Consider the following 14,114-nt stretch of genomic DNA (forward strand, 5'->3'; position numbering starts at 1 on the left):
GTGATTTTGGTTAGAGATTCTTTCTGCAAGTACTGGTTATCCGGCCACTAGGTGATATTGGCCGGAATGTTTAGGTGTACACAGTGCCCATTGGCTTGTCGATCATGCTGGTGATACCAGCCGAGTCGTTGGGTTAAGCGCTGTGTGAGGGCCAAGCCAAGGCCGAAGCCGAGACTGTTGTCGACGGCATCCTGATGCGATGCCGTTGTTGCTTGTCGAAGGCGATCTCCTTCATCGAGCACGGCTTTGGTCTCATCATTTTGATTATGAATGGTGACCGTTAAGCCTTGTTGCTGAATCTCAACCCAGCCACTTTGAGTATGCTGAAAGGCATTACGGATCAGATTGCCCAATATGATCCGGGTTGCGGCTTCGGGCTGGGTCGTCATGCAGGGCGCTACCGTTACTGTTAAGCGAATGGGTTTGGCTTGAATCAGATAGCGCAATGACTCGGTGAGTTCAGTGAGCATCGCAGCTAAATCAAATGTTTGAGCGGGGAGGGCTTCACCTTCTTCTCGGCTCAGCCAGAGTAAGGTTTCAGTGAGGTCTTTCATTGTCATGCTGGCACGATCGATACGCCCCACTGCGGCTTCTACCCGAGAGGAGGTGGTTTGCGGCTCATGCTGTTGTAGTTTATTCAGTAACTCCACATTGTTTCGAATGACACTGATCGGCGTGCGCAGCTCGTGACTGGTGTGGCGCAAAAAAGTCTGCTCACGGATAAGTGCCTGATGGGCTGAACTCAGACTTCCTTGCACCCGTTCGGCAAAAGCATTGAGGTCGGGATAGATAAAATCCGGTACGGGCTGCTCCAGGTTGTCAGCATTCAGTTGGCGTGCCCACTGACCTAAGCGATGTACTGGTCTCGCCGCACGCTTGAGCAGCCACCAGACAATCAAGATCAGCGCCAGTAAACTGAGGCACCCCACCCACAACAGCTGTTGGCGACTTTGCCGAGCATTCAGCCCCACCAAGTGCGATACATGCCGACTCATCAACCTGTGTGAGATATAAAAGGTTTTCCCCTGCATTTGATAACGCATCACGAAGACCAGCTGAGGCGCCTGTTGGTCACGTTCTTGTTGCGTTATCGAAATAGCTTCATTGTCTTCAGGAATGATGCCTTTATAGAGCTGATTTTGCTCTTTGGGGGGTGTGCTAAAAGCGGCTCTGACGTCCTCTGGTTGAGTGTCCCAGCGACGGGAAACAAAGTCCGGGCTACGAGGATGATTACGGTCTCCATGCCGAACGAATTGGCGTACCGAGCCTACCATGTTGTCGGCAATCATGGTGTCAATGCCGCTGATAAATTGACGGCTGGAGAGCCAGCTATAACCCAGTACCAGGACTAACGCAAAGGATACAAATGACAGGACTAAGACCCCTTTGAGTGACAATAACGCCCGCAGCATGTCAGAAGACTTCAGACGCTGTCCGAGGGTACTGAGATAATATGATATTAATCGGCTCATGGTGTCGTGCTCGGCGATTCATCGGCTCTTAAAGCGAAGCCAAAACCGGGCAGGGTCTGTATCATCGCGTGCTCAAAGTGATGATCGACGCTTTTACGAAGGTGATGCATGTGTACTTTGAGCGTATTGCTATCGGGTTGGTCATCGCCCCAAACAGCGGTGACTAGGCGTTCTTTTGAAACGGCTTCAGGCGCAGCTCTGATCAGCACTTCTAGTAGGGTCCAGCCAATCGGCGAAAGCTTTAACGGTTGGCCTGCTCGGGTGACCTCATGGGCAGAAAGATCCATGATGAGATCGCCGATTTGGAAGCGCTTGATCTGACCACTGCGACGGCGGGTCAAGGCTTGTAATCGTACGATTAGCTCTTCCATTGCAAAAGGCTTGACCAGGAAATCATCGGTTCCGGCATGAAAGCCCGCTAGCTTATCCTGCAAGCCGTCACGGGCGGTGATCATCAGTATCGGGACATCATCACCTTGATCGCGTAGTGCCCGACATAGCGTTAAGCCATCGAGCCTGGGCAGATTCAGATCCAATAGCACAGCATCGTAACGCTGCGCTTGTACTTGGTTGAGGCCACTTTGTCCATTATTGGCATGATCACAGCGGATTGACTCTAATGCGAGGTAGTCAATCAGCGTTGCCGCCAGATCAAGATCATCTTCGATCAATAATATATCCATCATAATGATGACCTCGATTGATCTGTTGTGGTCTCGGAAGGTCTTGTCTCATGAGCGTCTAAGGGTTGAGTCTCTCGTGGTGATGACCATAACGTGTGCCACCTATCGGCTATTTCACTTTGAATCACAATCAACACTGGAATCAGGATCAGTGTGATGACTGTGGCAAATAGAATGCCATAGCCTAATGAAACGGCTGCGGGGATCAAGAATTGGGCCTGCCTCGATGTTTCGCTTAGTAAGGGCATCAGCCCGGCGTAAGTGGTGACGGATGTCAGCAGTACGGCGCGTAAACGACTGCTTCCGGCTTCCATTGCAGCTTCAAGCATGCTCATTTGATCAATGCGGCGCAGTTCATTGTAACGGCTGACGAGTAACAGGCTGTCATTCACCACGACGCCGCTGAGCGCAATAATGCCATTGAAAGAGAGAATGCCCAGCGCTAGATCATTCAGCCAGTGGCCCAAAATGGCGCCGACGATTCCAAAGGGAATCGCTGTCATAATCAGCACCGGCTGGGCATAGGATTTTAATGGAATGGCCAACAGCAGATAAATCACCAGCAATGCCAACCAAAACATATGGGCCATGGAGTGACTGGTTTCAGCCTGCTCTTCAGCTTCACCGGCAAAGTGAAGATCTAAAGTGGGGTATTGCCTTTTTAGCTCAGTGGCAATGCCTGCACGCAATTGGGCGACCAGATCGGTGGTCGACATTTGATCTTTATCGACATCGGCGGCAATGTAGACCGCACGCTGGCCATCGATGCGCGTAATGCTGTCTCGGGTGAAGCCAAACTCAGCCCTAGCCACGCTGGCGACTGGGATCACCTGGCCCTCAGGGGTACGAATTCGGGCGGCCAGTACTTGTGCGGCACTTTGGCGATCACTCTCGGGATAGCGGACCTTCACTTCGATTTCATCACTGCCCCGCTGGTAGCGTTGAGTAATTTGGCCGCTGAAGGCCTGATACAGCTGCTGGGCCAATTGCTCTGTGGTCATCCCTAAGGCTCGACCTTGAGAGGTTAACGCCAGGTAAAGCTGAGGTTGGCCGGGTGTCAGGTTATCACTGACGCCACTGATCGCGGCGTTTTGGTTCAAAGCCGTTTTGAGTGCTTCGCCTGCCGCATTCAACACCTCATCATCACGGGCTCTGAGCTCTATACGTAGCGCATCAACGCCTCCCCGGCGGCTTTGGATGCTGAGCGTGCGGGCGCCCTCAGGCTGGCCTGCGATCGCCCGCCAGCGGGCAGCAAAAAGGCGATTATTAAAAGGCGCATCGGCTTTGAGTTCCACCGTCAGGCTGCCGCTATGATCACTGCTGGAGACCACTTGCAAATGATCAATCGCGGTATCCCCTTGGCCGTGACGTAATTGTTGATCCAATTGCTGGGCTTGTTGGGCCAACTGCGCCAAAGCGCGGTGTGTCTGACCATAACTGGCATCGTTGCGCATGGTCAGGCTAACTCGCACCGTATCCCCTGGAATATCCGGAAAGAAGCTCATCCGCACGGCGCCATTGAAGGGCATCAATCCAACGCCTAATAGCAGCGCCAAGCTCAACACGACAACTGCATAACGGTGCTGAAGCGCTTGCTTGAGTAATGGCTGATAGAGTCGCGTACGAAACCAATCCAGGCCCCGGTCTGCGCCATTTTGAATGCGTTGCCAAAGGCGGGCAAGGCCATGGCGTCGAGCTTGATTCCGGTGGGTCGGTAAATGGACGAGGTGAGCCGGTAGAATCAGCTTGGACTCAATGACGGATAACAACAGGCAGATCGCGACCACACTGGCAAACTGGGCATAGAGATGGCCAAGCCCACCTTGCACTTGAGCCAGAGCGGTGAAGGCGGCTACCGTGGTGAGTACACCAAAAAGTGTAGGAATCGCGACTTTATGGGTGCCTAAAACCGTATTATTCAGTGTATCGCCGTAGCGGGCTCGTGTGGCGTAGACGCTTTCACCGACCACCACGGCATCATCCACCACGATGCCCAAGGCCATAATAAAACCAAAAGTGGTGAAAGAGTTTAACGTCAGATTGATCGCATCTAGCCCCATGATGAAAAGCGTGCCGAAGAAAATAAACGGTAGCCCCATCGCGACCCAGAATGCCACTCGAAGATTAAGAAATACGGCCAGCAGACAAAAGACTAGGATGACCCCGGTCGCGGCATTTTTGATCAACAAATCCAAACGCTGCTGAATGCTTTGGCTACGATCATTCCAACTGATCATCTGCACGCTGTCGGGCAGGCGTTGATTGTGCTGCCATTGCTGCATCACTCTCTGGGTGGCTTGTACTGAGCGTGCAATATCGTCTTCATCCGTGCTGACAACGTCTAGGGCAATGCTATCGTGGCCATTAAAGCGAGACAGCATCGGGGTATCATCCTGGAAGGTGTCACGGATGGTCGCGATATCTCCGAGTTTGACTTCTTCGCCACGCGTGCCTGAGATCAAAGGAATGTCTGCAAATTGCTGGCGGTAATAGGCTTGCCGATCGGCCTTAATTTGGAGATAAGCATTTTGCTGGCGCAGTACTGCAGTCGCGTTGTCTGAGGAATAGCGGTTTACCGCCGTCTGAACATCATTAAATGTTAGGCCAAAGGCCTGCAGCCGCGCCTCATCGATCTCGATGGCCATCATCGGATCAAGCCAACCATTGATGGTGACTTGATGCATATCGGGCTGGGCTAATAGGTCGTCTTTCAGTGTATCGGCTAATTGCTGCAAGGTATGACGATCGACATCACCATAGAGCTGCACCGTAATGGCATGGTCCTCACGACGGCCCTGCTTGATGACAGGCTGATCTGCTTCGACGGGCCAATTGGAAATGGCGTCAACCTGGGTTTTGACATCTCGAAGCAGGGTATCCAGATCATAAGCGGACCCTTTTTCAATCGTGACGGTCGTTCCACTGGGGGTTGATTGGCTGGTGATCTGTTTGATACCAACCACGCTTTCCAGTGATTCTTCGATTTTAATGGCCAGGGCTTCTTCCGACTGTTGGGCAGAGCCGGTTTTGTAAGACACTGAGACCGTGATGCTATCCGGTTGTCGGGAAGGGAAGGCCTCTTTGCGTAGGCCATCCATGGTGAGAACGCCAGCCATAATCACCAATAGCATCAGCAAATTGGCTGCCACTGGATTGGTGGCGAACCAGGCAATGAGCCCCTTAGGGGGTGTCGGTTTCATGCCTGAGGCTCCTGGAACTCGGTGTTAAGTTTTGAGCGATCAGCAGGCTGACTCGGCTTTTCGGTAGGTTGAATAAGCACCGGCGTGACGGCCATCCCAGGCGTATAGCTATGTAACGGTTGAGTGAGCACCTGTTGCGGTGCTATGGCTAATGGTTCTGGCGGCTCAATGAAAATCAGGCCGTGATGACTGAAACGGGGTTGGGCTTCAAATGCGGCCAAGGTTTGATCTTCGCGTAGATACCAGAGCTTGCCGGATTGGCTCAGCGCCGTCGCGGGTAAAGCCCACAATTGATTCAATGTCCGCCCTGGAATTAGGGCTTCAACAAAGGTCCCGGGAAGCAGGGGAGGTGTCTGTTCAAAAGGCTGATCTACGGCGAGGATCAGCGCGCGTTGACGTGTTGTGTCATCCAAAGTGCCTTCAGTTCGAATCACATGCCCTTGCCATTGAGACTGTGTTTGGGCATCTCGCAATGTGACGGGCCATTGGCCTGCATTGAGCTGATCTTCGCCGGGCAGCTGGGCCCAATCACTAGGCGGCAGTGAGACACGAATTTCCACGTAATCCGTACTGACCAGTTCGCCCAAGGTGGCCCCGCTTTGAACCTGCGTGCCGGGGCTAATCGCACGGGAGACCACCACTGCATCAAAAGGCGCTAAAACCCGGGTGTCTTTCAGTTGATGGCGGGCATTGGCCAAGGAGGCCTGAGCCTGTTGTAAGGTGGCTTGAGCCGCTGCCAGTTGAGGCTGACGCAGCACTAATGGTGATTCTGGCGCCCCCTCCAATCCAGAACGAGCCCATTCGGCCTCAGCTTGAGCCCCTTCTCTTTGTTCTTCCAGTAACGCGACTCGAGCACTGGCCAGCGCTTGTTGGGCCGAGGCCACTTCTGCCTGATAACGGCTATCTTCGAGTTGGGCCAGCAGGGTGTCTGCCTTGACGTGACGGCCTGAAGCAAACGCTGGATTGAGCCTTTTCACCTGACCACTGACTTGAGCGGTGAGCGTCACGGCATAATGGGCTTGTGCACTCCCATACCCCTTTAACTGAGCTTGATAGCTTTGTGGTACGACCTCCACAACGCTCACTTCTGGCCGTATGGAGACGGATGGCGCTGATCGTGGAGGCTGATCACCCGGTTGCAGGCTATACCACCCCCAAAGAGATACCGCGACTAAAATAAGAAACGCAATGCCCAGAACAGGGCCATATCGATGAGGTTGGGTCACGGGTCTACTCCAATACCCAGCGCTAACGCTAGGTTAATGCGATTACTGAGGCGATCGTGTGTCAGTTGATCCCATTGCGCCTGAAGATCGTAGGTTTGCTGTTGTACATTGAGTAGATCCAACAGGCTAATCACGCCATTACGATAACGGTTTTCATACAGCGCCAAGCTATTCTTTTGACGATCCAATGCATTGCGAATATGGGTCTGACGTTGACCGAGCGCGACTTCCTGAGCCAAAGCGTTACGCACATCCTCAATGGCGGTTAATAAGGTCTCGCGATAATCCTGATAGCGTTGAGCCGTGATCAGCGTCTGAATTTCCGCTTGTGCCCTAAGTCGCCCGCCCTGAAAGAGAGGTGCCGTGAGTTGCCCCAGCAAAGACCATACTGGATCGGTCAGCAGTGCTTCACGAGGCGAGTCTGCCACCTGTTGTAGGGCGGCTTGTAAGCTAAAACTGGGCAATAAATCTTTATAGGCTACTGCGGTGCGTCGGTCCGCCGCGAGAATAGCTTGGTAAGCCGCTTGTAAATCAGGGCGTTGGCGTAATGTGGTCTCAGTATTGGGAATGTGAGGAAGGGCCACTTCAGGGTAATCAGCAGGCCTCTCAAACGGCGTCGCGTCAAAACGCCCTAACAGCGTATTTAATGCGCGTTGGCGCATTTCCAGTGCATTTTGATATTGCACCAGTCGTGCTTGACTACTGGACGTTGCACTACGTGCGCTTTCGAGTGACTCCAGGCCACTGAGCCCTTGTCGGTAGCGCCCTTCGACAAGTGATTGAGTCTTTTCCAGCGTTGCTAAGCGTTGATGCTCAATGTCTAACGCATGCGAATCAGCGATCAGCCCCAACCACTGACTCATAACTTCGCCGGTTAACGTTGCCCGAGCACTCCGGTACAAAGCGGCTTGCTGGGTAACCTCGTACTCGGCCGCCTGCACTTGATCCGCCACTTGTCGCCAGATATCCAGTGTCCAGCTGACGGAGACGGAACCTGTATATTCAGTGTGCGGATGGCGACCGCTGTTATTATCGCCACTGTTCTGGCCACCTCCGCTCCGCTTGCCACTGAAACCCGCTGACACTTCAGGGTACTGTGCCGCACCGGCCTGCTCGGCAGTGAGTTGTGCCTGGCGCAACGTCAGTAGCGTATTTTGTAATCCTGGATTTTGCGCGAGGGCTTGCTGAATCCATTGATGAAGTTGAGGGCTATCCATCAAATCGGTTAACTGGGTGATTGATTGCCCTTTCAGTGAGGTTTGCCAGTGAGGCACCTGGGCCAGCTGCGCTTGGCTTTCCGTACTGTAATTAATCTCTGAACTCATGCTGGTGCATCCGCCCAGCGCTACCAGCCCAGCGCTGGCCCATAAGCGAACGCGGCGCGACATCACACCATGCTCACTTTTGAGCGGGGCATGACGTAACGTGTGATATCGTTTGGGCAATAAGGACATTATTAACACAAGCTCCTGGTGCATGACTTGGGCTCACCCGGCTGACACTTCACCGGATGAGAACACTATGCCGAACCAGGGGTTAAGAATAGGTTAATATGTCATCTGAACTCAGTAAAATGAACGTCTTGCTTGAAAAAGCCAAATCTAGGGTAGGGGTGATGGGTCTTAATTGAGTGTGACCGATGATGAACGAGCTGTCTGAGCTCAAATCATGAGTGCTGTCCACATGCCCAAGCCCAGTATGGCCAGCATGGCGCCACAAAGCCGCTCGATCAGTGTTAATCGTTGCCCCAATTGGCGGATAATTCTCGGGTGGCCGATCACCAGGGCCATGGCACAATCCCAAATCAATACAATACTGAACATCCACAGTCCGTACCCCCACTGTTGCCAAAGCGATGGACTCCCTAGAGCCGCCGCTAAGCTAATATAAAACAACGCATTTTTGGGGTTGAGTAATCCTGAAAGTAGGCCTGCCATAAGCCCCGGCGTGCCCTGATGTGGTGTCGATGCTTCAGATGGGGACTTAGTCTCGGTACTGGGAGCCGTTAATGTTGTCGCGCCTGCATAACGCCAGCATTGAATCCCCATATAGAGCAAATAACCGCCCCCACACCCCTGAATAAGCGTGGCAATCCACGGCGTTTGCGCGGCCCAAGTAAAGCCCGTAAAGGCTGCCGCTATCAGTGCACCATTGGCTAGAGCAACCCCCAGGCACACTTGAAACGCACGCCGATGGCCACTGGCGAGTGCACTTTTAGCAATAAGAAAAAAATCTGGGCCGGGGGAGAGTAAGGCCAGAAAGTGGGCACCGGCGACCCAAATAAACGTTTGCATTCAAGGCTCCTGTATAGGCTGAGTCCTGGACAGGACATTGATTAATCGACTGGATATTAAGGCCTGCTAGTGTGTCGATAAGCCCGATAGACGTCTTGAACAAAAACGAGACCATACTAAGTATGATCACCCGATGGGTTGATTGGGTCGAAAGATGAATTGAAAAGTGTCACCAGAGCGCTCTCATGGCCGCTCATAAAACCGTTGAAGAAGACTTCGGCAAAAAATAAAAGGGTGGTCTAGTCTGAACAAATCTTAATATGTTCAAGGAGCTGAATGATGGTGACATGGTCTATGAATCAAGACGGATGGGTGAATCAGTCCAAAGTTGCGTCACGATTGTGGGTTCCAGTGAGTCTCTTCTTGTTCTTGCTATGTCTCGGTATGGCTTCAACCGCTCAGGCGGAAGAGGCGCCCGAGAGTCTTAAATCTGTTTTGTTAGAGTTGCACCAGTGGGATCAGGATCCTGTTTTGATCGCGGCGATTGAGGAACAGAATGCAAAGAATGTGTCCATTGAGCAAATTAAGCAGCGTGATCACCAGTGGATGGCGACCTCTGATGTCGATGATTTTATGAATCAACTTATGAATAACGAGGCGGCCCAGCACTTATTTGAGTTGGAGTCCTCTCAGCCTTATTTCCTGGAAATGTTTTTAACGGCGAATCAGGGTGAAAACGTCGCGATGACGAATAAAACCTCTGATTACTGGCAAGGCGATGAGGCTAAATTTACCCAGGCGCAAACACCGGGACAACTGTATGTCAGTGATGTGGAATATGATGACAGTACTATGACTTACTTGGTTCAAGTGTCTATTCCAATGCTTAAAAATGATCAAGTCATTGGTGTCTTGGTGGTGGGCATTAACTTGGATGAGTTGCCTTAAATAGCACCAGATCAGCACCGCACCGCTCTGTAATTAAGGTGATGCAGATCTTATCTATAGGTGAATCGACTGATGATGAGCTGGTTCCTGAACTTGAGCTTTCGTTGGAAGTTTTTATTACCGCTATTGATCATGCTGGTGTTAGCGCTAGGCATGGCCACCAGTGGTTTTCTGGCCGAAAAACGGTTGGCAGAAAGTATTGAAACTGCGACCCGGTTAAATATTCCCACACTGAACTGGGTGCTTCAGGCGGATCGCGACTTCCAACAGGTGCTAGTGGCTGAGCGTAGTATGTTGACACAGCGTGTCGGTACCCCACGCTATCAATCGCTTCAAGCGATGCATCAAGAGAATATTGAGCAAATTCAACAGCGCATCGAAATGGCTTCTAAGTTGAATCAACCACCAGAAGCCCGGCAGTTATTGGATCAATTCTGGGAAGCTTTTCCAAAGTGGAAGCAGCTTACTGAGCGGATTGAACAAGAAAGATCCAGTGATACACGTGCAGGGCTTCGAGCGGCTACTGACTTGTCCTATAAAGAAGGTGCAGAGGCTTTTGAAGTTGCGCGGGGCTACTTGGATCAACTGTCTGATTGGGTCGTGGACTCAACAGAAAAACGAACTACGCAACTGGCACAAATCCACGCAGACAACACGGTGACACGAGCTATCTTAGTGGCTTTAGTACTGGTGTTATGTTTGACCGTAGCCTTGACCTTTCCAACGATCGTGTCGCGAGATATGAATCGCTTAATCATGCGCATTGGGGAACTCGCCCAAGGAGGAGGAGACCTGACCCAGCGTATTGGTAGTCAACGTAAAGATGAAATTGGACAGTTGGGGCGCAACTTGGATGCATTTCTGGCCTCCCTAGCGGAGCTGGTTCGAGAGGTCATCGATAAAGCCCAACAGAGCGAAGCGATGGTGCAAAAGTTGGCTCACAGTGCTGAGCAAGCCCGGCAATCGGTTGATCGGCAAGTGCATTCAGTTGATAACGTAATGACGGCCAGTCATCAGATGAGTCATGCAATTGGTGAGGTTGCTCATAAAACTATGGATGCAGCTGATACCACCCAACAAGCTGCAGGCGTGGCGGCAGAAGGGTTGGAAAAATCGCGTCATATGACACAAGACACCGAAGTGTTGAGTGAAAGTGTAGAAGCCGCTATGTCGGCGATTACCCAAATTGAAAACGTTACTGAGCATATTGGTACGGTGCTGACGGTGATCAGTGGCATTGCCGAGCAAACCAATTTATTGGCGTTGAATGCGGCCATTGAGGCCGCACGGGCAGGAGAGCAAGGTAGAGGTTTCGCGGTGGTGGCCGATGAGGTACGGGCTTTGGCGGAGAAAACCCAAGCATCCACAGAAAATGTTCGCAAAATGATCGAAGAGCTCAATGGCAGTGTGCAATCGGCTGTGGAGGTGATGGAAAAGGCAACTGTACATGCTGAGCAGACTAAACAATCATGTCAGGCGACGGAAACGACCATCGACACCATGATGAGCGCCATGGACGATGTGAATCAAATTGCAGCGCAAATTGCCGAAGTCTCCAGCCAGCAAAATGATACTGCACAGAGCATCAGTAACCATATCAGTGAAATACACGATGGTGCTCAACAGAGTGCAACGCAAGCTTATGAGGTTGATCAAGCTTGCCAAGCGATGACAGAGCTCAACCGTCAAATGCAGGATATTACGCGCAAATTTACCGTGTAATCTCTGCATCTCATGTCATTCATACAGGTTAAGGGAGAGTATGCCCTCAGCGATGCCCACTCAATGAATCGGGCACGGTTTTTGGCGTCAGGGATTGTGCCGTCCGTGACGCGACCCCCTTGTGCCCCCAAGCTTGTCGGAACTCCTCGGCACTGATTTCACCACGTAGGTAGGCCATCAGCATCGCGTCGTCATTGGCATGCTGGCTTGCACCATCGCGGCGCCGACGCATGAGCAGGAAGGCTCGGTAGTAGTTGAAGATCCCACCGAGAAAGAACAGCAGGCTGCCGATCAGGTATTGCCAAGCGAGAAAGGTGAACAGCCGCAGCTTATTGGCTGGGTCGTCGAAGCTCCACAAATAGGGGACCGAGGCGACCGCAAACAGCACCGAACCGACCACGAAGGTGACTGCGGTGAGATTCGTCATCTGCATTGACAGCAGTGACGGCGCCTGCACGATCTGCAGCACGTTAACGCCGGCTCCGAGCACAAACAACAACGAGCCAATGATGAAGCACCAAGCCCCTGCATCGACCCATCCCCACCAACTGAGAAAAAACAAACTGCCCACTGTGAACAGCAAAGTGCCCATCAAGTAGCTGCTGGCTGCGATCAGCTCGAGACGTCGGCCGGGAGCGTGGTGGCTCCGCTGACGCCAGAACTTGCGCAACTCCAGCATGTCGTGCCCGGTCACCACCAAATACAGTATCGAGCCGATGAAGAAAATCCAGGCGCCCATGTTCTGGTAGGCCTCGAAGCGCGGAAAAAATAACACACTGCCGATAATGAACAGAAAACCGCCGACTTTGTAGAGTATCGCATTGGCGGTTTCCCAGCGGAAATCGGCTTGTAGGTCAGGTGTTGAGCGAGTCAGATCTGATAGCTTAGTGCGGTTCGTAAATAGGTGGGGCACGGGCACATCCTTATTCGTGGCATAGCCAGAGCACGATGTTAGTCAGAGCGTGATTATTGTTTTAAGCATCATAGCAATATGCGTACCGCGAGACATCCACCCGTTGTGTGAGTCAGACGCGACCCGCTACCAGCAACTGTCATGATCACTGCGCTAGCCAGGGCGTCTCTAAGCCTTTTACGATGGGGTTTTTAGACTTCTTACCTCGAAGGGGGGGTGTCAGTACGCTAACTAACCGCGGAGTCCTATGTGGTGAGGCTGCTCGCAGGCGAATAAGCGGCCTGCAATCGCTTGAAAGCAAGCTCCTACCAATACCTTGGTGCTGCCAAGGTTGGTATCGACGGTGATGTGGATCTCTAAGCATCGGGTGACACAGAAATATGAACACCCTCCAAGTATCGGGTGGGAAATATTTTAACGCATACCGTTATGTTAAATTAGAGTGATGTATTTTAAATGCTGCAATTACTCTTGTTAACTGATGGTTTTTTTCTAGTTCTTTGCCCTCAATCTTATTCCAGATTGAATAATCTTTATTGTCCATATCTAAGTCGAAAAAATATAGTATGTCATTTTGATCTATTATTTTCCCACTATATGTATTGCTTCCATCGGGAAATATATTTATTAATGTTGACTTTGAAATTTCTATGCCTTTATGCTCTATTTGCTCATAAAAGTATTTATTTATAAGTTCTAGGTTTTTGAATTTTTCATTCATATTTTCTATATCTTTAACGATGTCGGCTTCTAATATTTTTTCACTCATGCTATATATCTCCCGGTGTAGCTGTAAGTAAATTCCCTTCTAAGTCTGTGACTATGGATAATTTATTTGTTTTTTCTCCCCCCCCACTTTTGAGCTAGACGCCCAATAGGTTCGTCCATTTCAATGGTCCTTGCATAATTTCCAGTTTCTAAGCTCCTGGCTGGTGATTGTATGATCTCTTTAGACGATAGTAAGCCTTTTAACTCATCTTCTGATATCGTGAATTGACTCTTATTTTGAGCCCTTGAACTATTAAAATGTCTGTTTAATGTATGTTCCCAGCCTTCATTAGAAACATTAATTCGTGACTGTACTCTACCTGGCACCCTTCTCGCTGCGGAGCGGCCTAACTGCTTAGAAGCACTTGCAACATCTTCCGCGGCGTCACTTGTTCTGCCTACTTTACGCGCTGCGCGGAAGGGAGGGAAGATGGAGGCGATGGCGAGGCCTGTCATGCCTGCCGCGGCGCCGTATTGCCCGGTGGAGAGGAGTTGGGCGATGTTTTTGGCGTCGGTTAAGGTGCCTAATCCGGGGACGACGAGTTCGGCCACTGCTTGTGCTTGTTGGCCGTTGTGGGAGGCGTATTGCACTTGGCGTGCCGCTTCTGGGCGCAGGTTGTTGGCGCGGTTGGCGGCGTCGTCGACGTCGTATAACGCGTCGGTGAGGTCGCCTGCTCGGGCGGCTTCGTTTAAGTCTTCCTGCAGTTGCTGGGTATCAGCGTTCAGTCGGGTGACTTCGTCTTGTAATGCCAGCGCTTCCTCGTGGCTTTTGCCATTGGGGTTGTTGTTGAGTTGCTCGCGCAGGTCGGTGGCCCGCTGGTTGTATTGGCCCGCTTTTTGTTTGAGCTGTTCAGCTGTACTGAGTGTCTCTTCCTCTTCTTCCGGCTGGCTGGGTGTCGGCTGCGCCAACATGGAGATGTCGGGTGGGCCTTCTTTGTCTTTCGGGAA

General features: G+C 51.6%; 11 protein-coding genes. 2 read left to right on the forward strand and 9 right to left on the reverse strand.

The features are described from left to right. Positions 1-47 precede the first annotated feature (47 nt). The 6 genes from BFW38_RS05625 to BFW38_RS05650 all read right to left on the reverse strand — a co-directional run bounded on the left by BFW38_RS05625 (position 48) and on the right by BFW38_RS05650 (position 8,875). Positions 48-1,472: a sensor histidine kinase gene (locus BFW38_RS05625; RefSeq protein WP_084004476.1), complete on the reverse strand. Its 1,425-nt coding sequence runs from the start codon at positions 1,470-1,472 to the stop codon at positions 48-50. Then, positions 1,469-2,158, reverse strand: coding sequence for a response regulator transcription factor (locus BFW38_RS05630; RefSeq protein WP_068997497.1), 690 nt, complete (start codon positions 2,156-2,158; stop codon positions 1,469-1,471). Before BFW38_RS05630 ends, BFW38_RS05625 begins: the two co-directional genes overlap by 4 nt. After that, entirely contained in the window at positions 2,155-5,355 is a 3,201-nt protein-coding gene (locus BFW38_RS05635) for an efflux RND transporter permease subunit (protein WP_068997498.1), read from the reverse strand. The genes BFW38_RS05630 and BFW38_RS05635 overlap by 4 nt, the downstream gene beginning before the upstream one ends. After that, complete coding sequence (locus tag BFW38_RS05640; RefSeq protein WP_068997499.1) at positions 5,352-6,581, reverse strand: efflux RND transporter periplasmic adaptor subunit; 1,230 nt, start codon at positions 6,579-6,581, stop codon at positions 5,352-5,354. Before BFW38_RS05640 ends, BFW38_RS05635 begins: the two co-directional genes overlap by 4 nt. Further along, entirely contained in the window at positions 6,578-8,035 is a 1,458-nt protein-coding gene (locus BFW38_RS05645; RefSeq protein ID WP_175400942.1) for a TolC family protein, read from the reverse strand. The genes BFW38_RS05640 and BFW38_RS05645 overlap by 4 nt, the downstream gene beginning before the upstream one ends. Before the next feature lie 207 nt (positions 8,036-8,242). Further along, positions 8,243-8,875 carry a LysE family translocator gene (locus BFW38_RS05650; RefSeq protein ID WP_068997500.1) on the reverse strand — a complete coding sequence of 211 codons (633 nt, stop codon included), beginning with the start codon at positions 8,873-8,875 and terminating at the stop codon, positions 8,243-8,245. Positions 8,876-9,151: 276 nt separating this feature from the next. Here BFW38_RS05650 and BFW38_RS05655 point away from each other — a divergent pair, with 276 nt between their 5' ends. Both BFW38_RS05655 and BFW38_RS05660 read left to right on the forward strand, forming a co-directional pair. Next, complete coding sequence (locus tag BFW38_RS05655) at positions 9,152-9,763, forward strand: PDC sensor domain-containing protein (RefSeq protein WP_139116564.1); 612 nt, start codon at positions 9,152-9,154, stop codon at positions 9,761-9,763. Positions 9,764-9,835: 72 nt separating this feature from the next. Beyond that, positions 9,836-11,485, forward strand: a complete 1,650-nt coding sequence (locus BFW38_RS05660) for a methyl-accepting chemotaxis protein (protein WP_068997501.1) — start codon at positions 9,836-9,838, stop codon at positions 11,483-11,485. 46 nt (positions 11,486-11,531) lie between these two features. Here the strand turns inward: BFW38_RS05660 and BFW38_RS05665 are convergent, their stop codons facing one another. The 3 genes from BFW38_RS05665 to BFW38_RS05675 form a co-directional block, all read right to left on the reverse strand. Then, positions 11,532-12,398, reverse strand: a complete 867-nt coding sequence (locus BFW38_RS05665) for a YrhK family protein (protein WP_068997502.1) — start codon at positions 12,396-12,398, stop codon at positions 11,532-11,534. Between the two features lie 427 nt (positions 12,399-12,825). After that, positions 12,826-13,167 carry a hypothetical protein gene (locus tag BFW38_RS05670; protein WP_068997503.1) on the reverse strand — a complete coding sequence of 114 codons (342 nt, stop codon included), beginning with the start codon at positions 13,165-13,167 and terminating at the stop codon, positions 12,826-12,828. Between the two features lie 62 nt (positions 13,168-13,229). Then, positions 13,230-14,078, reverse strand: a complete 849-nt coding sequence (locus BFW38_RS05675; RefSeq protein WP_068997504.1) for a hypothetical protein — start codon at positions 14,076-14,078, stop codon at positions 13,230-13,232. Positions 14,079-14,114: the final 36 nt, after the last annotated feature.

Source organism: Terasakiispira papahanaumokuakeensis (genome assembly GCF_001709345.1).
In the GTDB taxonomy this organism is placed as follows: domain Bacteria; phylum Pseudomonadota; class Gammaproteobacteria; order Pseudomonadales; family Halomonadaceae; genus Terasakiispira; species Terasakiispira papahanaumokuakeensis.